A 25,198-nucleotide genomic window follows, 5' to 3' on the forward strand; every position below is an offset into this window, starting at 1 on the left:
TCGACACGAACGGGGTCAGGGATAATCGGTGGTGGGGGAGAAGCTTATTTCAGCACCGACCCGTCGAGCGGCGTCATCGCCTTCGCCGCCGCGGCGGCCGCGTCCGCCACCGCCTTCGGCGACACGATCAGCCCCTTGGGCGCCAGATAGCCGCCCTCGGCCGCGCCCTTCAGGATTTCGGCGACATAGTCGGCCAGGCCGGGGATCACGCCGACGTGCGCCTTCTTGACGTAGACGAACAGCGGGCGCGATCCGGGATAGCTGCCGTCGGCGATCGTCGCATAGGTCGGCGACACGCCCTGCACCGGCACCGCCTTGATCTTGTCCTTGTTGGCGTCGAGATAGGAAAAGCCGAAGATGCCGAGGCTGCTCGGGTTCTTGTCGAGCTTCGAGATGATCAGATTGTCGTTCTCGCCCTGCTCGACATAGAAGGGCGCGCCGCGCAGGCCGGTGCACACCGCTTCATGCTTGTCCTTGTCGCTGTCCTTCAGCGCCTTCATCGCGGGGTCGGCGTCGCAGCCCTTGCCCATGATCAGTTCCTTGAACGCGTCATAGGTGCCGCTGGTCGACGGCGGACCGAAGACCGAGATGCCGACCGCGGGGAGGGCGGGGTTGACGTCCTTCCACGTCTTCGCGGTGTTCGGCTTGCCATAGGGATTGGCGGCGAGCGCCTTGTAGACATCTTCCTCGGTCAGCCTGAAACCGGGGCCGCGCGCCGCTTCGCCCAGCGCGATGCCGTCGATGCCGATCTGGATTTCGACGATGTCCTTGACGCCGTTCGCGGCGCAGCTGTCGAATTCCTTCTTCTTGATCCGGCGCGAGGCGTTGGCGATATCGGGCGTGTCGCCGCCGACACCCTGGCAGAAGCGCTCGAAACCGCCGCCGGTGCCGGTCGAGTCGATCTTCGGCACCTTGTTGCCGGTCGCCTCGGCGAATTTCTCGCCCGCCGCGGTGGCAAAGGGATAGACGGTGGAGGAGCCGACCGCGCTGATATAATCGCGCGCGCCGCCGCCCGATGCCGCCTGATCCTGACAAGCGGAAAGCGCCAGCGCGGCGGTCGCGACGCCGATGGCAAGGGCAAATGTCTTGGCCATGGAAAAATCCTGTCGGGAGTCGCTATCCAACCAAGCCGCCACCCCCGAGGGCGACTCGCTGAGCCGCCAATGGGGGTTTTGTATGACGCGTATGTGACAGAGGGCGTCACATAAGTGTCATGGACGCCGTGATGGTGACGAGCCGAAGACCGCCATTGCCAACGTAACAGGAAGGAACGAACAGCGATGATCCTCATCACCGGCCATGTCATCCTCACCCCCGAGAATCGCGAGCGCATGATCGCGCTCGGCGCCGAGCATAGCGCGCGGTCGCGCGGCGAGGCGGGGTGTCTGGCGCATAACTGCCATGTCGATGTCGAGAACCCCGACCGGCTGATGTTCGTCGAGGAATGGGAAAGCGCCGACGCGGTGCGAGCGCATTTCGCGGTGCCGGCGTCGGGGGCTTTCGTCGCCGAAATGCGCCGTCTCTCGCCCGAACCGCCCGTGATCCGCATCTATGCTGCCGAGGATATCACCGCGAAGCTGATGGGCTGAGATTTCCTCCCCTCCCGCTTGCGGGAGGGGCAGCGAGACTTGCGAGCTTGCTCGCTAGTCGCAGCGGGGTGGGCCAATGCGACGCCGCCAGCCCACCCCCGGCCCCTCCCGCGAGCGGGAGGGGAGTCATCTTTATTTCCCCAGCAGCGGCGCCAGATACTGCCCGGTGAAGCTGCGCTTTTCCTTCACCACCTGTTCGGGCGTGCCCGCGGCGACGATCTCGCCGCCCTTGACGCCGCCTTCGGGGCCGAGGTCGACGATCCAGTCGGCGGTCTTGATGACGTCGAGATTATGCTCGATCACCACGACGCTGTTGCCCTGATCGACCAGCGCCTGCAGCACCTCGAGCAGCTTGCGGACATCCTCGAAATGCAGCCCCGTCGTCGGCTCGTCGAGGATGTAGAGCGTCTGCCCGGTCGAGCGCCGCGACAATTCCTTCGCCAGCTTCACCCGCTGCGCCTCGCCGCCCGACAGCGTCGTCGCCTGCTGCCCGACCTTGATATAGCCGAGGCCGACGCGGACGAGCATCGCCATCTTGTCGCGGATCGCGGGCACCGCCTTGAAGAATTTCGCCGCATCCTCGACCGTCATGTCGAGCACGTCGGCGATGCTCTTGCCCTTGAACTTCACCTCCAGCGTTTCGCGATTGTAGCGTTTGCCGCCGCACGTTTCGCACGTCACATAGACGTCGGGCAGGAAATGCATCTCGATCTTGATCAGCCCGTCGCCGGTGCAGGTCTCGCAACGCCCGCCCTTGACGTTGAAGCTGAAGCGGCCGGGCTTGTAGCCGCGCGCCTGCGCCTCCGGTAGCCCCGCGAACCAGTCGCGGATCACGGTGAAGGCGCCGGTATAGGTCGCGGGGTTCGAGCGCGGGGTGCGGCCGATCGGCGACTGGTCGATGTCGATCACCTTGTCGCAATGTTCGAGCCCCGACAGGCTGTCGTGCGGTCCGGCGACCATGCGCGCGCCGTTCAGCGTGCGCGCCGCGCTGGCGTAGAGCGTGTCGATGACGAGGCTCGACTTGCCGCTGCCCGACAGCCCGGTGACGCAGGTGAAGGTGCCGAGCGGAATCTTCGCGGTGACGTTCCGCAGATTGTTCGCGCGCGCGCCCTTCAGCACCAGGTCGAAGCCGTTGCCGGGGCGGCGATGCGGCGGCACCTCGATCCGGCGCGCGCCGGTCAGATAGGCGGCGGTCAGGCTCTTCTCGTTCGCCAGCACCTGTTCCAGCGTGCCCTCGGCGACCACCTCGCCGCCATGAACGCCGGCGCCGGGGCCCATGTCGACGATATGGTCGGCGGTGCGGATCGCATCCTCGTCATGCTCGACGACGATCACCGTGTTGCCGAGGTTGCGCAGCCGCTTGAGCGTCGCGAGCAACCGGTCGTTGTCGCGCTGGTGGAGGCCGATCGACGGTTCGTCGAGGACGTAGAGGACGCCCGACAGCCCGCTGCCGATCTGGCTGGCGAGGCGGATGCGCTGGCTTTCGCCGCCCGACAGCGTGCCGCTGGTGCGGTTGAGGTTGAGATAGTCGAGCCCGACATTGTTGAGGAAGCCGAGCCGCTCGTTGATCTCCTTGAGGATGGCCTTGGCGATCTGCTTCTGCTGCGCGTTCAATTTCTCTTCGAGCGTGCCGAACCAGTGGAGGGCGTCTGCAACCGACCGCCGCGCCGACTGGCTGATGTCCTCGCCCGCGATCTTCACCGCGAGCGGTTCGGGGCGCAGGCGCGCGCCGTGGCAGGTCTCGCACGGCTGCGCGGTCTGATATTTGCCGAGTTCCTCGCGCGTCCACGCGCTTTCGGTCTGGAGCATGCGGCGGTTGAGGTTTCCGATCACCCCCTCGAACGGCTTGTGCGTGGTATAGGTGCGCTTGCCGTCCCGGAAGGTCAGTTCGACCGGCTTGCCGCCGCTGCCGTAGAGGATGACGAGCTGCACCTCGCCGGGCAGGTCCTGCCACGGCGTTTCGAGGCTGAACCCATAGGCTTTGCCGAGGCTTTCGAGCACCTGCATATAATAAGGGGAGGGCGGGTTCGATTTCGCCCACGGCACCACCGCGCCCTTCTTGAGGCTGAGCGCGTGGTTGGGGACGACAAGGTCGGGATCGAATTCGAGCCGCTCGCCCAACCCGTCGCATGCGGGGCAGGCGCCCTGCGGCGCGTTGAAGCTGAACAGGCGCGGTTCGATCTCGGCGATGGTGAAGCCCGAGACCGGGCAGGCGAATTTCTCGGAAAAGATGATGCGGTTCGACGGTATCCCAACATTCTTCATTCCCGTTCGCCCTGAGCTTGTCGAAGGGCCGCCCTGTTCTTCGGAGGACGGTGCTTCGACAAGCTCAGCACGAACGGACGAACTGGAATCCGTAGTCTTACCATTAGACGACAGCGCCTCCGCCACCGTCGTGTCCGCCAGATCGACATAGGCCAGCCCCTCGGCCAGCTTCAGCGCCGTCTCGAAGCTGTCGGCGAGCCGCGTCTCGATGCCCTCGCGCACCGCGATGCGATCGACGACGACCTCGATGTCATGCTTGTATTTCTTGTCGAGCGCGGGGGCATCCTCGATCGCGTGGAATTCGCCGTCGATGCGGACGCGGGTGAAGCCTTCCTTCTGCCACTGCGCCAGTTCCTTGCGATATTCGCCCTTGCGGCCCCGCACGACGGGGGCGAGCAGATAGGCGCGCGTGCCTTCGGGCAATTCCATTACGCGGTCGACCATCTGGCTGACCGTCTGCGCGCTGATCGGCTCGCCGGTGGCGGGCGAATAGGGGATGCCGACGCGCGCCCATAACAGGCGCATATAGTCGTAAATCTCGGTGACGGTCGCGACGGTCGAGCGCGGGTTGCGGCTCGTCGTCTTCTGCTCGATGCTGATCGCCGGCGACAGACCGTCGATATGTTCGACGTCGGGTTTCTGCATCATCTCGAGGAATTGGCGCGCATAGGCGGACAGGCTCTCGACATAGCGCCGCTGCCCCTCGGCATAGATGGTGTCGAAGGCGAGGCTGGACTTGCCCGACCCGGAAAGGCCGGTGATGACGATCAGGCTGTCGCGCGGCAGGTCGACGTCGACGCCCTTGAGATTATGCTCGCGCGCGCCGCGCACCGAAATGTGGGTGAGACTCATGGGAGGGGTGTGTTCCAGATTTGTTCTCGACGCGCAAGAGGCGAGCGTCGCCTCTTAAATAGGAAGCACGAAGGTGGCCCGCAATGCGACGATCGACGCGAACTTTCCACCAACCCGCCGAACCCTTCGACCAATGTTCGCCCGCTCGCTTGACCCCCTGCCGCCAAGGGCGAACAAGCATGGCATATCCGCCGTCCGACCGCGACGGCGTGCGAAACGGGGAGAAGAAGATGAAGTCGATCCACATGGGGGCGGCGATGCTGGCGATGGCCGCGATGCTGGCGGGGATGCCGGCGCCGGCGCGCGATACGACGGCGTCTGCCGCAGCGGCAGATGCGGACGCGGCGTCGCTTCGGGCGCTGACCTTCGGGGCGTGGGGCGTCGACCTGTCGGCGCGCGATCCGTCGGTGAAGCCGGGCGACGATTTCGACCGATATGCCAACGGCGGCTGGTCCGCGCGCACCGAGATTCCGGCCGACCAGCCGTCGGCGGGGGTCGATTACGACGTCTATAATCTGACCCAGCGCCAGCTCCGCCAACTGGTGACGGGCGCACCGGCGATCAGCCAGCTCGGTGGCCTCTACCAGAGTTTCATGGACGAAGCGCGGGTCGAGGCACTGGGCAGCAAACCGCTGATGGTCGACATCGCCAGGGTGCGGGCGATCGGGGACAAGAGCGCGATGGCGCGCTTCATGGGGCAATCGCAGGGCGCCTTCGGTTTCAGCGTCGTTTCCGGCGAGCCCTATGCCGACTCGGCCGATCCGACGACGAACGTGCTGTGGCTCGGCCAGAGCGGATTGGGGCTGCCCGACCGCGAATATTATCTGTCGGACGATTTCCAGGCGCAGCGCGATGCCTATCGCGCCTATATCGTGCGGACGATGACGATGATCGGCGATCCGGCGCCCGAAAAGGCGGCGGATGCGATCCTGGCGTTCGAAACCGGAATCGCCCGGGCGAGCTGGCCGATCGCCGACCGCCGCGACCTCGGCAAGATCAACAATCCGATGTCGTCCGACGAACTGGCCGCCTATGCGCCCGGACTCGACTGGGCGGCCTGGTTCGCCGGCGCCGGGATCGCGCCTCAGAAGCGCATCATCGTCAACGAAAACACCGCCGTTCGCGACATCGCTGCTCTCTATGCGAAGACGCCGCTCGACACGATCAAGGCGTGGCAGCAGTTCCACGTCGCCGACAATGCGGCGAACTATCTGTCGAAGGACTGGGTCGACAGCCGGTTCGAATTCACCAAGGCGATGAGCGGTGTCGCGGAGTTGCGGCCGCGCTGGAAACGGGGCCTGCGGCTCGTCGACGGCAGCCTCGGCGAACTGGTCGGCGAAACCTATGCCCACGCCTATTTCCCGCCGAGCGCCAAGGCGGAAATGGAGAAGCTCGTCGCGAATCTGAAGCTGGCGATGGCCGACCGCATCCGCGCCAACGACTGGATGGCGCCCGCGACAAAGGAGGCGGCGCTCGCCAAGCTCGCACGGATGGACGTGATGGTCGGCTACCCCGACAAGTGGCGCGACTATTCGGGACTGAAGATCGATCCTGCCGACCTCTATGGCAACGTCGAACGCAGCGCCGCTTTCGAATATGCCTATCTGCTATCCGACCTCGGCAAGCCGGTCGATCGCAAGAAATGGGCGATGAACCCGCAGGAAGTGAACGCCTATAACGGCGGGCTGGAAAACAAGATCGTCTTTCCCGCCGGCATTCTTCAGGCGCCCTTCTTCAGCGAGTCCGTCGACGACGCGGTCAACTATGGCGCGATCGGGGCGGTGATCGGGCACGAGATCGTGCACGGCTTCGACGACCAGGGACGCAAGATCGATGCCGAAGGCGCGGTGCGCGACTGGTGGACCGCCGAGGACGCCGCGCGCTTCGAGGCGCAGGCGAAAGGGTTCGGCGCGCAATATGCGACCTATGAGGCGGCACCGGGCGCCTTCATCAATCCCGAACTGACGATGGGAGAGAATATCGCCGACCTGGGCGGGCTGGAGATCGCCTATGATGCCTACCACCGCTCGTTGGGCGGCAAGGAGGCACCGGTCATCGACGGGCTGACCGGCGACCAGCGCTTCTTCCTCGCTTTCGCGCAGGCGTGGCGCAACAAGGCGCGCGACGATGCGATCAAGCAGCAGGTGGCGAGCGACGAACACAGCCCGTCACGCTGGCGCATCATCGGGCCGCTGCGCAACGTCGATGCCTGGTACAAGGCGTTCGATGTGCCGGCGGATGCAAAATATTATCTGAAGCCAGAGGCGCGGACACGGATCTGGTAGGTCGCGAACGGCGTGCCTATAGCGGCCGTCCGAACCCGGGCCGTCTGGGAACGGCTTCGCGGCGAAGGCGTTTGCACGGCAAGCAATCGCCGTTGCCGTGAAGGAGAAACTTCGATGACCAGGATGCTATTGGCCGCGACCGCCGCGCTGGCGCTGTTCGGAGCCGGGCAGGCTACTGCCCAGACCGAACCCGACGCCGCCGACACGGCCGCTGCCGTCCAGACCAAACCCGACGGCACGACACCGGAAGAGCGTGCGAATACCGCGCGGCTCAACGCGGAACAGGCGGCGCGGGCGAAGGCCGAGAATGTCACCTATGAGCAGGAGGTCGCTGCCGCCGCTGCGCAGGAACAGGCGGAGCAGGAGAAATACGCCGCCGAAACCGCGGCCTACGAGGCGGAGAAGGCCCGCGTCGCGGCGATGGGCGCCGAGGAACGGATGCAGTGGGAAGCCGATGTCGCGGCCTGCAAGGCCGGTGACACCACGCGTTGCGCGCATCCATTGCCCGAACCGCAGCGCTGACATGAGGCGCTGATACGGACGCCGTTGGTCGATCGTCGGGCGACTTTCGTCGGCCCGTCGACCGGCCACAGGAGTCGATCGAAAGCGGGCCGAGAATCGCCGCATCGCGCGGCATGATGCGGATGTGGAACACGGAGGCGACGGTCTACCCCGGTCCGGGCCTGCGTGTTCCGCTTCATACCGGTGGCTATGGCAGGATCACCGCCCCTGCATGATCGCCTTGACGTCGTGCAGGTAAGTGCGGCCGATGCGATGCAGCCCGCCTTCGCCCAGATCGACGCTCCACGCGCCGTCGCCATGATGTTTGAGCCCGACGATGCCGCCGCGGCGGACCATCTTCGATCGGTGGATGCGGATGAACTGTTCGGGATTCATCCGTTCTTCGAGCGATTTGATCGTCTGGTGGATCAGCCAACTCCGGTTGCCGACATGCAGGCGCATATAATCGCGCTCGGCTTCGATCAGGTCGACCTGCCCGGCGTCGATACGCAGCATCTCGCCGCGGTTCTGGACCCAGAATTCGTTGATCCATCGGCTTTTGATGTCGTGGCTGTGGTCGGTCTGGCGCCATTCGCGTACGCGCGCGATCGCGCGAGCCAGCCGGTCGGGAGACACGGGCTTGAGCAGATAGTCGACCGCCGCGACATCGAAGGCCGCGACCGCATAACGGTCGAAGGCGGTGACGAAAACCACGGCCGGCGGGTTGTCGAGCTTGTCGATCGCCGCCGCGACCTCGATGCCATTGAGGTCCGGCATCGCGATGTCGCACAGCACGAGGTCGGGCGCGAGCGCTCCGACCATGCGCAGCGCAGAGGCGCCGTCACCCGCGGTGCCGACGAGTGCGATGCCGTCCTGCTGCCCCGCGAGAATCTGCAGCCGCTCGATCGCGAGCGGCTCGTCGTCGACGATCAGGGTGCGCAGCGTCGGCGGCATCAGCATCCGTCCCGCGCCAGCGGCAGCCAGAGTGAGACGTAGAAGCCGCCCTTGCCGGACCGCCCCCACTCGCACCCCGCGACGGGTCCATAGCGCGTGATCAGCCGCTCGCGCACGTTGCCGAGGCCAAGGCCGATCCCCGGATCGGGCGCGGGCGCCGCGGGGTCGACGTCATTCTCGACCCGCAGGATCAGCAGACCGTAGTCGCTCGACACGGTGACGCGGATGCCGATGCGGCCCTTGCTGGGCGCGACGCCATATTTGATCGCATTTTCGATGACGGGCTGCAGGATCAGGACCGGGACGCACGCATTGCCGAGCGCGTCGGGCACGTCGACCGCGACCTGCAGCCGGTCGGGGAAACGCGCCTGTTCGATGTCGAGATAGAGACGCTGGAGGGCGATCTCCTCGTCGAGGCTGACCAATTGTTCGGGGTCGACCTCGAGACTCGACCGCAGGAAGGAGGAGAGGTTCATGATCATCGCCTCCGCCTCGCTCTGCGAACCGCGCATGACGAGCGTCGACAAGGAATTGAGCGTGTTGAACAGGAAATGCGGGTTGACCTGATAGTGCAGCGCGCGAAGCTGCGCATTCTTCGCCTCGAGGCGATAGGCGTTGGCGCGCCGTTCGACCGCGCGCATCTCGTTCGCGTAGCCGAGCGCGACGTAGAGCGCGGCCCACACCGCGAAGAAGAAATACCAGCGGATCGAACTGTCGAGGATGAGCACCAGTTCCCAGGCGATCGGATATTTGTCGTGCAGATCCTCGATGATCTTGGCCGTCTCGTCCGACGGAAACCAATAGAAGAAGACGAGCATGTTGATGCTCGCATAAAGGGCGACGAGCGGCACCGCCGCCCCCATCGCGACGGCGAGCCGCGCGCCGAAGCTGCGCGGCTGGACACGCTGGAGAAGTTGATAGAGCAGGAAGGTGCAGAGGATTCCGGCGACCACGACGATGCCGCGTTGGTTGATGAAGGACCATTGCCCCGGCGCGCCGGTCAGCGCCGAAAGCCCCGTCGTGATCAGGAAATAGAGCAGCCACATCGCGATGATCGACCCGATGGCGACGCGCGGGTTGACGCGCGCGTCGGACGCACGCCAGTCGGGCGCTGCCGCAAGCATGCGCGCGCGCTGCTCGCGCATCGGGTCGGGGTGGCGGTCGCGGTTCATGGCGCCGGTCTAGCCGTAAAGGCGGGGACGAGGCCAGCGGGCTTCGAACCGCCAGTCGAAGCGGCGGGCGCCTTGGTCGAAAGTCGTCGGGTGCCGCGCCCTCATCCGACCCCCGGCTGCGGCATGGTTCTGCGCCAGTTGCCGCGCTGATACACCCACCAGGCCATCGCCAGCGAGGTGAGCGACGACAGCGGGAAGCTCCACCAGATCGCGTCGCCGCCGAGCCACGGATAGGCGAAATGATAGATGCCGAGACGGATCGGGAACATCGACAGGAACAGGATGATCAGCGGCGGCACCACCGATCCGTTGGCGCGCAGCGTGCCGATCAGAACGATTGTCGTGCCGAAGGGGAGGAAGGTCCAGGTCGCGATATATTGGGCGTGCCGCGCGACGTCGACTGCCTCGCTGCCGCTGCCGAGGAACAGGCCGAGCGCGGCGCGGTCGAAAGCGAGCAGGAGCGCGATCAGCACCCCCGTCATCGCGAGGTTGATCGCCATGCCGCTGTTGGTGATCGCGGTGACGCGGTCCCACCTGTGCGCGCCGATATTCTGCGCCGCCATCGCGCTGACCGCGGCGCCGACCGCGAGCGCGGGCATCTGGACGTAATTCCAGAGCTGGAGCGTCGCGCCATAAGCCGCCGCCGTCACCAGCCCCTCGCGGTTGACGAGGCCGACCATGACCAGCCCGGCGCCCGAGATGACGAGCATCTGTGCGCCCATCGGTACGCCTTTGGCGACGATGAAGCGCAGTTCGTCGATCTTTGGGATCAAATAAGCGAGTTCGCGGCCGCGCAGGCGCAGGACATGATCCCTGGCGTAGAACCAGACAAGCATCGCGACGAGGCTGATCGTCCCGGAGCTGGCGGTGGCGAGCGCGCTCCCCGTGATGCCGAGGCGCGGGAAGGGGCCCAGGCCGAGGATCAGCACGGGATTGAGCACGATGTCGAGCACGACCGACAGGATCATGAAGCGCAGTGGCGTCACCGCGTCGCCCGCGCCGCGCGACGCCATCATCAGCGTAACCATCAGCATGCTGGCGGGGATTGCGATGAAGGTGACGCGCAGATAGTCGTGCGCGAGCCCAAAGGCCTCCGCCGGGGTTTCGAGCAGGCGCAGGATCGCATCCGAGGCGAACCAGCCGACGACCGCGATGACGAGCGAGAAGAACAGCGACAGGCCGATCGCGCCGCCCGACGCGCGGCGCGCGGCATCGATGTCGCCGCGGCCGATCGACTGGCCGATCAGTACCGTCGCCGCCATGCCGAAACCGAAGAAGGTCGCGAACATCAGGAACATGACGATATTCGCATTGGCGGTCGCGGCGAGCGCGCTTTCGCCGAGGAATTGCCCCACCCACACCGAATTCACCGAGCCCGAGAGCGTCTGGAGAATATTCGACGCCAGCGTCGGCAGCGCGAAAAGGACCAGTGTCCGCGTGATCGGCCCGTCGGTCAGGTCGAGCCGCCCATTGCCGCGCGCGGTCTGGCGCGGCGGCACCGGCCCCGAAGCGGGGTCGGCCGCGGCGACGACGGGCGCGACGGGTGCCTCTTCCTTCACCCCAGCCGCGCCAGTGCGGCGGTCAGCCGGTCGGCCTCGGCCGCCTTGGCATCATGGTCGGCGCGCGCCTTTTCGACCGCTTCGGGTTTTGCGCGCTCGACGAAATTCGGATTGGCGAGGCGCCCGGCGAGGCTGTCGCGCTCCTTGACGGCTGCGGCGAGCGCCTTCGACAGACGGTCGCGCTCGGCGGCGATGTCGATCACGCCTTCGAGCGGGACGGTGATCGTCTCTCCCTCTACGACAAGCTGCGCCGACGCTCCCGCCGGCGCGGGATCGAAGCGGATCGCGTCGAGCCGCGCGAGGCGATCGAGTTGCGCCGCGAGCGTATCGGTGCGTTCCCTCAGCGACGCCGGGAAATGCGCGGTCAGGCGCGCGCCCGGCGGCAGGCCGAGCTCGGCCTTGGCCCCGCGCAATTCGCCGACCAGCTTGATCAGCCAGTCGATGTCGGCGCTCGCCTGCGTATCGCGCTGCGCCTGCGGCTCGGGCCATTTCGCGGTGATCAGCGGGTAACCCGCGCGGTCGCCGAGGCCGGTCCAAAGTTCTTCGGTGATGAAGGGCATGAAGGGATGGAGCATGACGAGGATCTGATCGAGAACCCAGCCGGCGACGGCTTTCGTCTCTTCATCGATCGAACCCTTGATCAGTTCCAGATACCAGTCGCAGAAGCGGTCCCACGCGAAGCTGTAGATCGCATTCGCGGCGTCGTCGAAGCGGAAGGCGGCGAACGCCTTTTCCATCGCGGCGACGGTGTCGGTAACCTCGCCGATGATCCAGCGGTTGACTGGCAGGCTCGCCGCGGGCGCTGCGAGGCTGGTCGAGGCCGAAATGCCGTTGGCCTCGCAGAAACGTGCGGCGTTCCACAGCTTGGTCGCGAAGTTGCGATAGCCCGCGAGACGCGCGTCATCCATCTTGATGTCGCGGCCCTGGCTTTCCATCGCCGCCATGAAAAAGCGCAGCGCGTCGGCGCCATATTGGTCGATCAGGCCGAGCGGATTGACGACGTTGCCCTTCGATTTCGACATCTTCTGCCCGTCGGGCGCGCGGACGAGGCCGTGGAGATAAAGCGTCTTCCACGGCACCTCGTTCATGAAGTGCATCCCCTGCATCGCCATGCGCGCATCCCAGAAGAACAGGATGTCGAAACCCGAGACGAGAACGTCGTTCGGATAATGGCGGCGCAGCATTTCGGTATCGTCGGGCCAGCCGAGCGTCGCGAAAGGCCACAGTGCGGAGGAGAACCAGGTGTCGAGGACGTCGGGGTCGCGGGTAAGGGCGACGCCTGCACCTGCTTCGGCCTGCGCCTCTTCCTCGGTCTCGGCGACGAAGATGCGGCCGTCTGCGGCATACCACGCCGGAATCCGGTGTCCCCACCAGAGCTGGCGCGACACGCACCACGGCTGGATATTCTCCATCCAGTTGAAGAAGGTTTTTTCCCACGTCTTCGGGACGATCCGGATGCGTCCGTCGCGCACCGCCTGCATCGGCGGCTGCGCCAGCGTCTTGGCATCGACATACCATTGATCGGTCAGCATCGGTTCGATCACCACGCCGCCGCGGTCGCCGAACGGTTGCATGATCAGCTTGTCCTCGACCTTGATCATCAACCCTTCGGCGTCGATGTCGGCCACGACCCGCTTACGCGCCTCATATCGGTCGAGCCCGCGATAGGCTTCCGGGACGAGGTTCAGCTTGTCGACTTCGGCCGCCGTGACCTTCTCCCCCATGGCGATGGCCTTCGCGCGGGCGGCGGCCTCCGCATAGCTGGGGCCATCGGTTCGCATCGCCGCCACTTCGTCCATCAGGCGATACATGGGGATGCCGTTGCGCTGCGCGACGCCGTAGTCGTTTTCGTCGTGCGCGCCCGTGATCTTGACTGCGCCCGAACCGAAATTCGGATCGGGATAATCGTCGGTGATGATCGGGATCAGCCGTCGATGTTCCTTGGGGCCGACCGGGATTTCGCACAGCTTCCCGACGATGGGGCGATAGCGTTCGTCGTCGGGATGGACCGCCACGGCCCCGTCGCCCAGCATCGTTTCCGGCCGCGTCGTCGCGATCGAAATATAGTCGCGCTCTTCCTCGAACAGGATGGTGCCGTCGCCGTCGCGCTCGACATAGCGATAGGTTTCGCCGCCCGCGAGCGGATATTTGAAGTGCCACATGTGGCCGTTCACTTCGCGGGCATCGACTTCCAGATCCGAAATCGCGGTCTTGAGCTTGGGGTCCCAGTTCACGAGGCGCTTGTCGCGATAGATCAGGCCCTGCCGGTGCAGATCGACGAACACCTTGACCACCGCGCGGGTGAAATGCGGGTCCATCGTGAACTGCCCGTTATTGTCTCTGGAATTTAGGCTCCAGTCCATCGAACAGCCGAGCCGGCGAAGCTGGCGGGTGATCTGGCCGCCGCTTGTCGCTTTCCATTCCCAGACCTTCTCGACGAATTCGTCGCGCGTGTAGTTGGTGCGCTTGTCCTGCCGCGCTTCCAGCTGGCGCTCGACGACCATCTGGGTCGCGATGCCGGCATGATCGGTGCCGACCACCCACAGCGCGTCCTTGCCGCGCAGCCGCTCGTAGCGGACGAGCACGTCCTGCAGCGTGTTGTCGAGAGCATGACCGATATGCAGCGCGCCGGTGACGTTGGGCGGCGGGTTGACGATGGTGAAGGGCTGCGCATTCGGGCGCGCGGGGCGGAACAGCCCGCGGTTCTCCCACTCATGGGCCCATTTCGCTTCTATGGCGGCGGGATCGAAGGTTTTTTCCATCGGCATGACCGGGGCCTTTGCCAGCCATGCTGCGATGCGGCAAGGGGGTGATCGTTTCGCCGCCCCGCCTCTTTCGTCATGCCAGACGCGATCCGGCATCCTGCTTTTGTGGGATCAGCGGGACCCCGGATCAAATCCGGGGTGACGAGAGGCGGGAAATAGAAGGCTATTTCTTCAGATAGCGCTTCATCCAGTCGAACACCGTGCGGTGCCACTGGACGCTGTTTGCGCCCTTCAGCACCCAGTGATTCTCGTCGGGGAAGACGAGCAGTTCGGACGGCACCCCCCGCCGCTGAAGCGCGGTGAAAGCTGCGAGCCCCTGCGTATAGGGAATGCGGAAATCCTTCTCGCCGGTGATCACCAGCATCGGCGTCTTCCACTTGTCGACATGGTTCACCGGATTCCATTTCTCATATTCTTCGGGAACCGCGAAATAGGGGCCGCCGTGCTCCCATTCGTCGAACCACAGCTCCTCGGTCTCATAGGCCATGGCGCGCGCGTCGAAGACGCCGTCGTGCTGGACGAGGCATTTGAAGCCGTCGATCCATTGCCCGGCGATCCAGTTCATCATGTAGCCGCCATAGGAGGCCCCGAGCGCGCAGGCGTTGCCGATGTCGAGCTGCGCATCTTTCTGCCCTGCAGCGGCAAGGCCGAGCTTCAGGTCTTCGAGCGGCTTGCCGCCCCAGTCCTTGTTGATGCTGTCGGTAAAGGCCTGACCATAGCCGGTCGAGCCGTGAAAATCGACGGTCACCGCGCCATAGCCCTGCTGCGCGAACAGGCGCGGGTTCCAGCGCGTCGACCAGCTGTCGCCGAAACTGCCCTGCGGGCCGCCGTGGACGAGGAAGGCGACGGGCAGCTTGCCGGTGGCATTGGCAGGCTTGACGATCTGACCCCACACCGTGTCGCCGTTCGCACCGGCGAACTGCATGCGTTCGACCTTGACCGGATCGAGTTCGGCGAGCGTTGCGGCGTTGGCGTCGGTGAGTTGGGTGACCTTGCCCTTGGCATCGCGGAGGTAGAGGTCGGTCGGCAGCAGGATCGAATTGCGCGAATAGAGCAGGCCGCCGTCGGCGAGCGGGGTCACGTCGCCGATATTGCCCTCGGTCGCGGCGTTCGACGCCTTCAGTCGCTCGACCTTGCCTGTCGCAACATCGACGCGGAAGACGGGATGGTCGAGAACCTCCTGCGCGGTGACGTAGAGCGCCTTGCCGCCGGGTGCCCAGGCGATCGAGGCGACCGAGCGATCCCAGGCGTCGGTCAGCTTGCGCGTCTCGCCGTTTTCGAGATTGCGCAGCATCACCACCTGCCGGTCGCTTTCATAGCCGGGTCGCGCCATCGCGGCATAGGCGAGCCACTTGCCGTCGGGGGAGGGGGAGGGCAGCGTGTCGGTCGCCTTGTTGGCTTCGGTCAGATTGATCGGCGCGATGCGCGCATCGACCTTCGCCTTATAGATGTCGAGGTTGGTCGAGGTCGGTTCGTCGCGGTCGGCCTTGCGCAGCGTGAAGAAGATCGTGCGGCTGTCGGCACCCCAGGCGAGTTCCTCGCCGCCGCCGAAGGGTTTCGACGGCGTGTCGCCGATCAGCGCGCCATCGACCGCGCGCCCCGCGGTCGCTTTGCCGTCGACGAGATCGAAGACGAAGGGGCGGCTGTAGGTGCCCGGCGTCTCCCATTGATCCCAGTGGCGGACGAAACCGACGCCGTCCTTGTAGTGGCGGCCGCTGCCCGGTCCGACGAGCGCGCCTTTTTCCTTCGCATCGCAGCCGAAGCTCGTGCACTCGCGCGGCACGTCGCCCCAGACGAGCAGGCGCTGGCCATCGGGCGACAGCTTGAAGCCCGCGACGTCGGCCTTCTCGCTGGTGACCTGCGTTGCCGGGGCGCTGCCGTCGCCGACGGCGATTCGCCAGAGCTGGTCGCTGCCCGACGCGTCGGAGAGGAAGTAAAGCGCGCCATCGGGGCCGAACGCCGGGCTCGTCTCGTTCTTGCCGGGGGTGTCGGCGATGCGCACCGGTACTGCTCCCTTCGCCTTGCGGTCGAGAAGCCACAGGCCGGTCGAGCGCTTGTAGGACTCCGCCTCGGTCTCGGTGATCTGGAATGCGACCCAGCGTCCGTCGGGCGAGGCGGCGGGAGCGGCAACGCGCTTCATTGTCGCCAGATCGACCTCGGTCATCGGCCGGGCGAGAGCGGGGGTGGACAGGACGGCGGCGAGCGCGATCGCGCTGGACAGGAGATGGTTTCGCATGAAAGCGGTTTAACGCCGCCGCCGCGCGGCGCAAGGGCACTACTGCGGACGGACAGAGCTTCCCGCGTCAGCGCGGTGGGTGCGCGGCCAGATATTCGACGATCGCCTTGACCTCCTGCGCGCGCTCGCGTGGGATGACCAAGATGTCGTCGCCGTGCGTCACCACGATCAGGTCGGATACACCGACCACGGCGATGCGCTTGCCGCCGTCGGCGCGCAGATAGTTGCGTTCGGCGTCGAGCGTGACGACGTCGCCGATGCGGACGTTGCCGGCGTCGTCCTTCGCGCCGAGCGTGTGCAGCGCCGCCCAGCCGCCGACGTCGGACCAGCCGGGATCGACCGGCGCGACGACGACCCGGTCAGCGCGCTCCATCACCGCATAGTCGATCGAATCGGCGGGGCTGTGCAGGAAGGCGTCGGTGTCGGGATGGACGCGTCCGCCATCGTGCCGTGCGTCCGTCATGGCGGCGGTGCAGGCCGCGGCCATCGCCGGTTGCTGGCGTTCGAGCTCGGTCAGGAAATGATCGGCGCGCATCAGGAAGATGCCGGCGTTCCAGTAATGGCCGCCTTCGGCGAGCATCGCCTCCGCTCGCTCGCGCGGAGGCTTTTCGACGAAGCGCCTGACGCTGTGAACGCCGGGCGCATCGGGATGCACTTCGCCCGCCGCGATATAGCCATAGCCGGTTTCGGGATGCGACGGCGCGATCCCGAAGGTCGCGATCGCGCCCGCTTCGACCGCGGGGCGCGCCGTGTCGATCGCGCGCAGGAATGCGGTGACGTCGGTCATGACATGATCGGCGGGCATGACGAGAAGCAGCGAATCGGGGTCGCAGGCGCGTGCGGCCAGCGCGATCGCCGGGGCGGTGTTGCGCGCCGCGGGTTCGACGATGACCCGCGCGTCGGCGATTCCCGCCGCCGCCAGATCGGCCTCGACCGGCGCGACGTGCCCGGGGCCGCAGACGACCAGCGGCGCGGCGAAGCGCGCGCGATCGGCGACGCGATCCAGCGTCTGGCGAAACAGGCTGACTTCGCCGATCAGCGGCTGGAACTGCTTGGGCGCGGCGCTGGTCGACACGGGCCACAAGCGGGTGCCCGATCCGCCGGACAGGATGACGGGGACGATCATGGACTTCCTGTTACCACCCTTCGCCCCGCATCGCCATCAGCAAGGCCAGCACAGAAGGGCGCGGGCATTCGGGGCCAGCGCGATGCCGTCGGCGCGGTCGATGACGACGCACTCGCCGAGCGCCACCGCCTCGTCATCGACGCGGCACCCCGGCGAGAGCGGTACGAAGCTGTAGGCGCCGTCGGTCTGGGGCAGCATTGCCGCGGCGTCCGGGCCCGCCAGATGCAGCAGGCGGAAATGCGGGCCGTCGACCAACAGGCGGTTGTCGTCCGGCTCGACGCGGCCGTCGCGCGAATCGGGGCGCGGCCCCGGCGCCGCGACCGCCAGCCCGGCGTCGAGGTGCAATTCGCGCGGCCGGCCGTAATCGTAGAGCCGATAGGTGCAGTCGACATTCTGCTGCACCTCGACCACCGTCAGCCCGGCGCCGATCGCGTGGATCGTCCCCGCCCGATTATAGACGAAATCGCCTTCCCGTGCAGGCCGCCAGTCGATCATGTCGACGATCGATCCATCGAGCGCGGCGTCGCGCAGCGCCTCGCGCGACGTCTCGGCGACCAGCCCGACCCCGAGCTCGGCGCCGGGATCGGAATCGAGCACCAGCCAGCACTCGTCCTTGCCGCGTGCGAAGCCGGCGGCCTGCGCCGCCGCATCGTCGGGATGGACCTGAATCGACAGGCGTTCGGAGGTGAAGAGGAATTTGACCAGGATCGGCGCATCGTCGCCATCGGGATGGGCAAACCAGATTTCCCCGATCCGGCGGCCGCCGAAATCGCCGAAATCCCTGGGTATGTCGGTTCGGCCCCAGGGCTTTTCCACGACAAGCGTTTGCAGGCGCACGAGCATGGCCGACAGATGTGGAGGCGCTCCCGCCGCGTCAAGCGGAAAAGGGTCAGGCCGCCCGGTGCAGACGGTGGCTAGTCGCCGCTCCAGGCTGGTCGGGCCAGAGGCCGCGCGTATCGTAGACGATCTTGTCGGCACGCTCCTCGAGCGGGATCGAGCGGAACAGGTCGTGATCGACGAGCACGATCAGGATGTCGCACGACGCCAGCGCGCTATCGAGATCGATCAGTTCGGCACCGGTATCGGCGAACGCGGCCGGAAGCGTGCGCGCGAAGGGCTCGACGATATGGATCTGCGGGCCGAACCGACGCGCGAGCGCTGCTGCGACCTCGACCGCGGGGCTTTCGCGGAAATCGTCGATATTGGGCTTGAAGGCGAGGCCGAGGCAGGCGACGCGCGCCTCCGGATGCTGCGAGACGAGCATTTCGGCCGCGCCGACGACATGCGCGGTCTTGGCGAGGTTGACCTCGCGCGCGGTGCGGATCAGGCGGCTGTGCGCGGGGGCGCCGTGGACGAGGAACCACGGATCGACCGCGATGCAATGCCCGCCGACACCCGGCCCGGGCTGGAGGATGTTGACGCGCGGGTGCCGGTTGGCGAGCCGGATCACCTCCCACACGTCGACGCCCATTTCCTCCGCCATCATCGACAGCTCGTTGGCGAAGGCGATGTTGACGTCGCGATAGCTGTTTTCGACCAGCTTCACCATTTCGGCGGCGCGTGCCGAGGTTGTGATGCAGGTGCCGCGCACGAACTGGCGATAGAAGGTCATCGCGCGCCGCGCGCAGCGCGGGGTGATGCCCCCGATGCAGCGGTCGTTGTCGACGAGCTCGACGAGGATGCGCCCCGGCAGCACGCGCTCGGGACAGTAAGCGACGAAGATGTCGGCGGCGCCGGTGCAGGCGCCCGGCACCTTGAGATCGGGGCGAAGCTCGGCGAGCAGTGCGGCGATTTTCTCGGTGGTGCCGACGGGCGAGGTCGATTCGAGGATCACGAGATTGCCGGCCTCCAGCTTCGGCGCGATTGCGCGCGCGGCCGAGAGGACGTGAGTGATGTCGGGGCGATGCTCCTCGTCGTGCGGGGTGGGCACCGCGATGACGAAGACGTCGGCGGGCGCGACCTCGATCGAAGCGACGAGCGCGCCGCGCGACACGACGCCCTGGACGAGGCCGTCGAGATCGACTTCCTCGATATGCACCTTGCCGCTGTTGATGGTGTCGACGACGTGCCGACTGACATCGACACCGGTGACCTTGCTGCCCGTGCGTGCGATCAGCGCGGCGGTCGGCAGGCCGATATAGCCGAGGCCGAGGACGGTAACCTGCTGGTCGTTATCGATGGGCACGCGCAACAATCTCCGCTATTCGTGTGGCGGCGCGGCCATCTCCGAAGGGATTATGCGCGCGCGCCATGGCGTTATAGGCGCCTTCATCGTCCAAAAGGCTGAAAATTTCCGAAACGATGCGATTTTTGTCGGTGTCGACGAGCCGCGCGGTGCCGGCTTCGATGCCTTCGGGGCGTTCGGTTGTCTCGCGCATCACGAGCACCGGCTTGCCGAGCGAGGGCGCTTCCTCCTGCACCCCGCCGCTGTCGGTCAGCACGAGATGGCTGAGGCCGAGCAGGCGGACGAAATGCGGATAGTCGAGCGGATCGATCAGCGCGACGTTCGCGAGATTGCCGAGGATCGGTTCCATCGCGCTGCGCACATGCGGGTTCGGGTGGATAGGGAAAATCACCGCGACGTCTTCGCGCGCCGCGATACCGGCGATGGCCTCGGCGATCGCCTTCATGCCGTCGCCGAAATTCTCGCGCCGATGCGATGTTACGGCTATGACCCGCTTGCCCGCGAAGCGCGCGAGCAGCGGGTCGAGCCCGGCGGCCAGCGCCGGTTCTTCCTCAATTCGCGCCTTGGTGGCGAGCAGCGCGTCGATGACGGTGTTGCCGGTGACGTGGATGCGCTCGGCAGGCACATTTTCGGCACGAAGCGCGGCGGCAGCGGTCTCAGTCGGCGCGAAATGCAGGTCCGAGATCGCGCCCGCGACCTTGCGGTTCACCTCTTCGGGCCAGGGATGATAGATATTGCCGCTGCGCAGCCCCGCCTCGACATGCCCGACGGGTATCTTGCGGAAGTAAGCGGCAAGCGTCGCCGCCATCGTTGTCAGCGTGTCACCGTGAACGAGAATGCGCTCCGGCTTCTCGGCATCGAACGTCTCGCCGAGACCCGTCACTAGCCGCGCGAGCAGCGCGTCGAGCGACTGGTTCGGCGTCATGACGTCAAGATCGATGTCGGGCACGATGCGCGCGATCTCCAGCACCTGGTCGAGCATCTCGCGGTGCTGCGCCGTCACGCAGACGCGCGCGTCGATTCCGTCTCGCGCCTGCAGCGCATGGACGACCGGAAACATCTTGATCGCTTCCGGGCGTGTGCCGAAAACGCTCATCACCTGCATCGTCGGCTCCTTCACTTTACCATTAGCCTTTCCCGCTCGGAAAAGTCCGACCGGCCATGATCAACTAATCCGCAAAGCTTGCGACACCCTTAAGTCCGCGCGACCTGTGTAAAATCAACCGGATGGATACACCGATCAACGGACACACGGCAAAGCCCTTATTGTCTCCCGATGCCGGGAAGGCTAGGGGCAGCTTGCCTCGCCCACGGCTGCCGGTTTTTTTTTGCAAGTTGGATTGTTTCATGTTCTGGAAGCGTAAGAACAAGCATGTTCCCACCGCACGGAACGATTTCGCTGTTCCCGCGGGCCGGCGCATCTATGCGATTGGCGACATTCATGGCCGTGATGACTTGTTCGCAGCCCTCATGAATCTGATCCGTGCCGATCATGCTGCGCACGCATCGGCGGAAGTCACGCTGATCCTGCTTGGCGACCTTATCGACCGCGGACAGCAATCGGCCGCAGTTGTCGAACGTGCCATCCACCTGAAGGAAGAGTTCAAAGACACGCGCCTGTTGATCGGCAATCATGAGGAATGTTTCCTTTCCGCGCTGACGGGAGACATCCGCCGAGTGCGCTATTTCATGCGGATCGGAGGATACGCTACGGTGCAAAGCTATTGGAAGGGCGCGATGAGCTTGACCGAAGCGACCTTCGATGAAGTTGCGGAGCATTTTCCGGCGATGGTGCCGCCGTCGCATGTTGAATTTCTGAGCGGCGGCGAAGATGTAATCGAAATCGGCGATTATGTCTTCGTACATGCGGGTATCCGCCCAGGCATTGCGCTCCGCAAGCAGACGCTTGCCGATCTGCGCTGGATTCGCGATGATTTCTTGGAGGACGATCGCGATCATGGCGCGATGATCGTCCACGGCCATACGATAGGGGCCGATGTTGACGAGCGGTCAAATCGAATCGGGATCGACACTGGCGCCTATGCGTCGGATGTGCTGACCGCGATCGTGTTGGAGGGAACCGCGCGTCGCTATCTGAGGACATGAGGCTACTGTCGCCTGATTCGTTGCCACATTCTGGATTCGCCGGGTTTTGTCATTGCTCCCATCTGGATGCGGCACTAAGAGCCGCTAGGCAGCCTGTTGATGTTGCAAGTCATTGATCGGACAAACCCGCAAGCGCTAAGCCATGACCATTGCTCACCCGCAGATACTTTTCCTACCGGCCGGTTTTTAGCGGGTTGATGTGACTCTGTCTCAATCCACTGAAACGTCCTCTTTGCTCAACTTCGTGGTCTCGGTGTTGCGGCGGGTGGCAGATTTGCCGCGCGCAATGCGGCGCTCGATCGCATTTGCGATGGACGTGGTGACTTGCATCCTTTCGGTATGGCTAGCTTTCTCAATCCGGCTGGGCGGATGGGACCTTTTTAGTCGGCCGGTGCTGATTGTCATCGCGCTGGTGCTGCCTTGCTGGTTTCTCATCGCCTTATGGGTGGGTATCTACCGCGCGATCATCCGGTTTGCTGGAGGGCGAACCATCGTCGATATCGGCGTCGCCTGCCTCATACTTTCATTGCCGATGATTACGATCTTCAGTTTCGTGGGTGTAGATGGGGTGCCTCGAACGATCGGAATTCTTCAGCCCATCCTTCTGCTCATGCTTCTCGCGATAAGCCGGGTGATCGTCCGCTATGCGCTGGTGGATGTTCTTCATTTGGTGCATCGCGGCCATACGCGCCGAGTGGCAGTGTATGGCGCTGGGCGTGCAGGACAGCAATTGGGCCGGGCTCTTCGACACGAAGGGCATTTGCCGCTTACCTGTTATTTCGACGATGACCATAGCTTGGCTGGCGACCGGATCGACGGCGCCCCCATCCATCCCGCTCAGCAGATCAGCCGCTATATCGGCGAGTTGGGGATTGATGAGATATTGCTGGCTTTGCCGAGTGTCACGCGCGGGAGGCGGCGCGAGATTGTTGAGGAACTTAAGAAATATCCGGTTCGGGTCCGTTCTCTTCCCAGTATCGGCAATATTATCGATGGACAGGTATCGATCAGGGACTTGAAGGACGTTCGTGTAGAGGATCTGCTCGGTCGCGATCCGGTCCCGCCCGATGAGCAGTTGCTGGGCGGAGCGATCGCGGGGAAAACAGTGCTGGTGTCGGGTGCGGGCGGCTCGATCGGCGCCGAATTGTGCCGACAGGTGATCATGCGCCATCCGCGCTGTTTGGTGCTTGCGGAGCAGTCCGAATTCGCCCTTTATAATATTCTTTCCGAATTCGAGGAGGATATGCGTGATAGCGGGATCATTGTCGTTCCCGAACTGGTCGATGTGTCCGATGGACCCGCGATTCGCCGGATCATGGAGCGCTACCGGCCCGATACCGTTTTCCATGCCGCGGCTTACAAACATGTTCCCTTAGTCGAGAGGAATCCCATATCGGGGCTTCGGAACAATATATCGGGAACCCTTCACTGCTGTCTCGAAGCCGAGCGAGTCGGCGCTTCGCGCTTCATCCTTGTCAGCACCGATAAGGCGGTCCGTCCCACGAACATCATGGGCGCGTCAAAGCGGATTTGCGAACTGATCCTTCAAGGTCGGGCGGGCGAGGGGAGCGGTACGATCTTCTCTATCGTTCGCTTCGGTAACGTGTTGAGTTCCAGCGGTTCGGTCGTTCCGCGCTTTCAGGCCCAGATTAATGGCGGAGGACCCGTGACTTTGACGCACCGGGAGGTCACGCGTTATTTTATGACTATTCCCGAAGCGGCTCAATTGGTCATGCAGGCTGGGGCGATGGCGAAAGGTGGAGAGGTCTTCATCCTCGATATGGGAAAGCCGGTGCGCATCCTCGATCTTGCCCGCTCTATGATTCAGCTCTCAGGTTGTACGGTGCGCGACCACGATAATCCTGACGGCGATATCGTCATTGAAGAAATAGGTTTGCGGCCCGGCGAGAAAATGTATGAGGAGTTGCTCATCGGTGATAATCCTGAGCCGACAGATCACGACCGTATAATGAGGGCGAGAGAGAAAAAGTTCGACTGGCGTGGCCTGTCTGCGCAATTGGACAAGATGATGCGTGCGCTGGAATCGGGAGATGTCGAGGGGGCGATGACGGTGGTTCGTTACGTCGTTCCCGATTACGCGCCGCCGCCGCTCCAAGAAGATGACAGCATCTCGCAAACGCGCGTCAATTCCCTGAAGAAATCGACGAAGCGATGACACGAATCCTGAAGAAAAATCGTCTGGATAATATGCCTGCCGCAACGTCCATGTCACGTGATCGATTGGCCTATTACGGCGTGGTCATTCTGCTGACGGTAGCTTTTCTGTTGGCGGGCGGAGCCAGGGACGATCTGTTATCGCTGCTCTTCTGGCGGCCGCTATCGATGATCGTCCTTGCACTAGCCGTTGCCGTTTATTGGCAGGATGCGTGGCGGAATGGTCGCGCGCTTATGTGCTTCGCCTTGGCCGTGATACTATTGCCGGCGCTGCACCTCGTTCCGTTGCCGCCTGCGATCTGGTCTTCCCTGCCGGGGCGGGAATTGATGGTCGCGATCTATCGCGATGTGGGAATGGATATTCCCTGGCAGCCGCTTTCGGTCGCGCAGGCACGTACTTGGAACGCGCTGTTCTCGCTTGCCGCGCCGGTTGCCATGTTGATTCTCGTGCTCTCGCTCCCTTCGCAATGGCAGCGTCGAATTCCGCTCATCCTTCTTGGTTTGGGGTTTATGAGCGGTGTCATCGGGATGCTTCAGGCCATTGGCCCGGCGCAGGGGCCGCTCTATTTCTATCGCATCACGAACAATGGATTCAGTGTCGGCTTTTTCGCCAACCGGAACCATCAGGCGGCCTTTCTTGCGGCTATGTATCCTCTGATTGCCGCGAATCTTACGCTGTTCAAGGGTAAGCCGGAACAGTTGCTCTTTCAAAGGACGATGGCGATTATCGGGGCGTTCGTGCTACTCCTGTTGATCTTGATGACAGGGTCGCGTGGCGGTGCCGCGCTCGCGGTGCTCGGCGTCGCATTGGCGTGGTGGGTCTATAAATCGCCTGTCGCGAAGGCGCGCTCGGCGGATCGGGCGACAGACTATCGGACCCGACTGATCGCTTTTGGTCTCGCGTCGCTCTTTACGATCTTTGCCGTGATCGTGGCTGTGCGCACACCGGCTGTTCACCGGCTGCTCGAAACCGATTCAGCCGACGAACTGCGGGTGAGCACATTTCCGATCGTCATGGACGCCGCACAGAAATTTTTTCCTTTCGGCAGTGGAATAGGAACATTTGTCGAAACCTATCAGCTGTTCGAACCAAACAAGCTGATTTCGCAGACCTATTTCAATCATGCGCATAATGATTTTCTCGAAACCCTGCTGACGGCGGGCGTTCCGGGCGTTGCGTTGGTGTTTTGGGCGATTGTGCTGGGTTTGTTCGCGTTGCGCTCGCAAGTCAGGCTTCGGGGATTGCGGCAGGATCAGCCAGGTTTCCAATCGCAGGTCCTGGGCCGTGCGGGCCTTTCCGTCATCGCCATGCTTGCACTCTATAGTGCGGCTGACTATCCGCTGCGGGTTCCTTCGCTCATGCTGTTGGTGGTTGTTGCCGCCGGCTGGTGTTCAAATGCCTATCGGGCTGCTCAACGATGAAGAGAG

17 protein-coding genes are annotated in these 25,198 nt (G+C 64.5%); 6 read left to right on the top strand and 11 right to left on the bottom strand.

What is annotated here, in order from left to right:
• Positions 1 to 44 precede the first annotated feature (44 nt).
• Positions 45 to 1,094 (bottom strand): substrate-binding domain-containing protein, encoded by a 1,050-nt coding sequence (locus AC2S9W_RS12765; RefSeq protein WP_486570960.1) that lies wholly within the window; start codon positions 1,092 to 1,094, stop codon positions 45 to 47.
• Between the two features lie 186 nt (positions 1,095 to 1,280).
• On the opposite strand from AC2S9W_RS12765, the gene AC2S9W_RS12770 reads away from it, so the two are divergent.
• Entirely contained in the window at positions 1,281 to 1,589 is a 309-nt protein-coding gene (locus tag AC2S9W_RS12770; RefSeq protein ID WP_286750158.1) for a putative quinol monooxygenase, read from the top strand.
• A gap of 132 nt (positions 1,590 to 1,721) precedes the next feature.
• Here the strand turns inward: AC2S9W_RS12770 and uvrA are convergent, their stop codons facing one another.
• A complete protein-coding gene (gene uvrA / locus AC2S9W_RS12775; RefSeq protein WP_286750157.1) occupies positions 1,722 to 4,706 on the bottom strand; it encodes an excinuclease ABC subunit UvrA in 2,985 nt (994 codons plus the stop codon).
• 179 nt (positions 4,707 to 4,885) lie between these two features.
• Between uvrA and AC2S9W_RS12780 the strand changes: the two genes are divergently transcribed.
• Both AC2S9W_RS12780 and AC2S9W_RS12785 read left to right on the top strand, forming a co-directional pair.
• On the top strand, positions 4,886 to 6,991 hold the full coding sequence (locus tag AC2S9W_RS12780) for a M13 family metallopeptidase (RefSeq protein ID WP_286750156.1): 2,106 nt from the start codon (positions 4,886 to 4,888) through the stop codon (positions 6,989 to 6,991).
• Between the two features lie 114 nt (positions 6,992 to 7,105).
• On the top strand, positions 7,106 to 7,513 hold the full coding sequence (locus AC2S9W_RS12785) for a hypothetical protein (RefSeq protein ID WP_156483069.1): 408 nt from the start codon (positions 7,106 to 7,108) through the stop codon (positions 7,511 to 7,513).
• A gap of 198 nt (positions 7,514 to 7,711) precedes the next feature.
• Here AC2S9W_RS12785 and AC2S9W_RS12790 read toward each other — a convergent pair whose 3' ends face one another.
• The 9 genes from AC2S9W_RS12790 to wecB form a co-directional block, all read right to left on the bottom strand.
• A complete protein-coding gene (locus AC2S9W_RS12790) occupies positions 7,712 to 8,446 on the bottom strand; it encodes a LytR/AlgR family response regulator transcription factor (protein WP_286750160.1) in 735 nt (244 codons plus the stop codon).
• A complete protein-coding gene (locus tag AC2S9W_RS12795; RefSeq protein WP_067110166.1) occupies positions 8,446 to 9,618 on the bottom strand; it encodes a sensor histidine kinase in 1,173 nt (390 codons plus the stop codon). Before AC2S9W_RS12795 ends, AC2S9W_RS12790 begins: the two co-directional genes overlap by 1 nt.
• Before the next feature lie 101 nt (positions 9,619 to 9,719).
• A complete protein-coding gene (locus tag AC2S9W_RS12800; RefSeq protein ID WP_237233494.1) occupies positions 9,720 to 11,177 on the bottom strand; it encodes an MATE family efflux transporter in 1,458 nt (485 codons plus the stop codon).
• Positions 11,174 to 13,945: a valine--tRNA ligase gene (locus tag AC2S9W_RS12805; protein WP_286750155.1), complete on the bottom strand. Its 2,772-nt coding sequence runs from the start codon at positions 13,943 to 13,945 to the stop codon at positions 11,174 to 11,176. Before AC2S9W_RS12805 ends, AC2S9W_RS12800 begins: the two co-directional genes overlap by 4 nt.
• A 160-nt stretch (positions 13,946 to 14,105) precedes the next feature.
• Positions 14,106 to 16,178, bottom strand: coding sequence for an alpha/beta hydrolase family protein (locus AC2S9W_RS12810; RefSeq protein ID WP_286750154.1), 2,073 nt, complete (start codon positions 16,176 to 16,178; stop codon positions 14,106 to 14,108).
• A 67-nt stretch (positions 16,179 to 16,245) separates the two neighbouring features.
• Positions 16,246 to 17,304, bottom strand: a complete 1,059-nt coding sequence (locus AC2S9W_RS12815) for a mannose-1-phosphate guanylyltransferase/mannose-6-phosphate isomerase (protein ID WP_286750153.1) — start codon at positions 17,302 to 17,304, stop codon at positions 16,246 to 16,248.
• 36 nt (positions 17,305 to 17,340) lie between these two features.
• Positions 17,341 to 18,120 carry a class I mannose-6-phosphate isomerase gene (locus AC2S9W_RS12820; RefSeq protein WP_286750152.1) on the bottom strand — a complete coding sequence of 260 codons (780 nt, stop codon included), beginning with the start codon at positions 18,118 to 18,120 and terminating at the stop codon, positions 17,341 to 17,343.
• Positions 18,121 to 18,193: 73 nt separating this feature from the next.
• Positions 18,194 to 19,489 (bottom strand): UDP-N-acetyl-D-mannosamine dehydrogenase, encoded by a 1,296-nt coding sequence (gene wecC, locus AC2S9W_RS12825; RefSeq protein WP_286750151.1) that lies wholly within the window; start codon positions 19,487 to 19,489, stop codon positions 18,194 to 18,196.
• A complete protein-coding gene (gene wecB, locus AC2S9W_RS12830) occupies positions 19,476 to 20,594 on the bottom strand; it encodes a non-hydrolyzing UDP-N-acetylglucosamine 2-epimerase (RefSeq protein ID WP_286750150.1) in 1,119 nt (372 codons plus the stop codon). Before wecB ends, wecC begins: the two co-directional genes overlap by 14 nt.
• Positions 20,595 to 20,716: 122 nt before the next feature.
• Between wecB and AC2S9W_RS12835 the strand changes: the two genes are divergently transcribed.
• The 3 genes from AC2S9W_RS12835 to AC2S9W_RS12845 all read left to right on the top strand — a co-directional run bounded on the left by AC2S9W_RS12835 (position 20,717) and on the right by AC2S9W_RS12845 (position 25,192).
• Positions 20,717 to 21,595 (top strand): metallophosphoesterase, encoded by an 879-nt coding sequence (locus AC2S9W_RS12835; RefSeq protein ID WP_486570961.1) that lies wholly within the window; start codon positions 20,717 to 20,719, stop codon positions 21,593 to 21,595.
• A gap of 232 nt (positions 21,596 to 21,827) precedes the next feature.
• Positions 21,828 to 23,771 (top strand): polysaccharide biosynthesis protein, encoded by a 1,944-nt coding sequence (locus AC2S9W_RS12840; RefSeq protein WP_486570962.1) that lies wholly within the window; start codon positions 21,828 to 21,830, stop codon positions 23,769 to 23,771.
• Positions 23,768 to 25,192, top strand: a complete 1,425-nt coding sequence (locus AC2S9W_RS12845) for an O-antigen ligase family protein (protein WP_286750147.1) — start codon at positions 23,768 to 23,770, stop codon at positions 25,190 to 25,192. The genes AC2S9W_RS12840 and AC2S9W_RS12845 overlap by 4 nt, the downstream gene beginning before the upstream one ends.
• The last annotated feature ends 6 nt before the right edge of the window (positions 25,193 to 25,198 follow it).

Source organism: Sphingopyxis sp. 550B, assembly GCF_057401805.1.

Bases quoted from the DNA above. Each gene is read 5' to 3' on its own strand.
- AC2S9W_RS12815 (WP_286750153.1), bottom strand. From the start codon at position 17,304: ATGATCGTCCCCGTCATCCTGTCCGGCGGATCGGGCACCCGCTTGTGG.
- AC2S9W_RS12795 (WP_067110166.1), bottom strand. From the start codon at position 9,618: ATGAACCGCGACCGCCACCCCGACCCGATGCGCGAGCAGCGCGCGCGC.
- uvrA (WP_286750157.1), bottom strand. From the start codon at position 4,706: ATGAGTCTCACCCACATTTCGGTGCGCGGCGCGCGCGAGCATAATCTC.
- AC2S9W_RS12790 (WP_286750160.1), bottom strand. From the start codon at position 8,446: ATGCCGCCGACGCTGCGCACCCTGATCGTCGACGACGAGCCGCTCGCG.
- AC2S9W_RS12835 (WP_486570961.1), top strand. From the start codon at position 20,717: ATGGATACACCGATCAACGGACACACGGCAAAGCCCTTATTGTCTCCC.
- AC2S9W_RS12805 (WP_286750155.1), bottom strand. From the start codon at position 13,945: ATGCCGATGGAAAAAACCTTCGATCCCGCCGCCATAGAAGCGAAATGG.
- AC2S9W_RS12810 (WP_286750154.1), bottom strand. From the start codon at position 16,178: ATGCGAAACCATCTCCTGTCCAGCGCGATCGCGCTCGCCGCCGTCCTG.
- AC2S9W_RS12765 (WP_486570960.1), bottom strand. From the start codon at position 1,094: ATGGCCAAGACATTTGCCCTTGCCATCGGCGTCGCGACCGCCGCGCTG.
- wecB (WP_286750150.1), bottom strand. From the start codon at position 20,594: ATGCAGGTGATGAGCGTTTTCGGCACACGCCCGGAAGCGATCAAGATG.
- AC2S9W_RS12785 (WP_156483069.1), top strand. From the start codon at position 7,106: ATGACCAGGATGCTATTGGCCGCGACCGCCGCGCTGGCGCTGTTCGGA.
- AC2S9W_RS12770 (WP_286750158.1), top strand. From the start codon at position 1,281: ATGATCCTCATCACCGGCCATGTCATCCTCACCCCCGAGAATCGCGAG.
- AC2S9W_RS12845 (WP_286750147.1), top strand. From the start codon at position 23,768: ATGACACGAATCCTGAAGAAAAATCGTCTGGATAATATGCCTGCCGCA.
- AC2S9W_RS12780 (WP_286750156.1), top strand. From the start codon at position 4,886: ATGGCATATCCGCCGTCCGACCGCGACGGCGTGCGAAACGGGGAGAAG.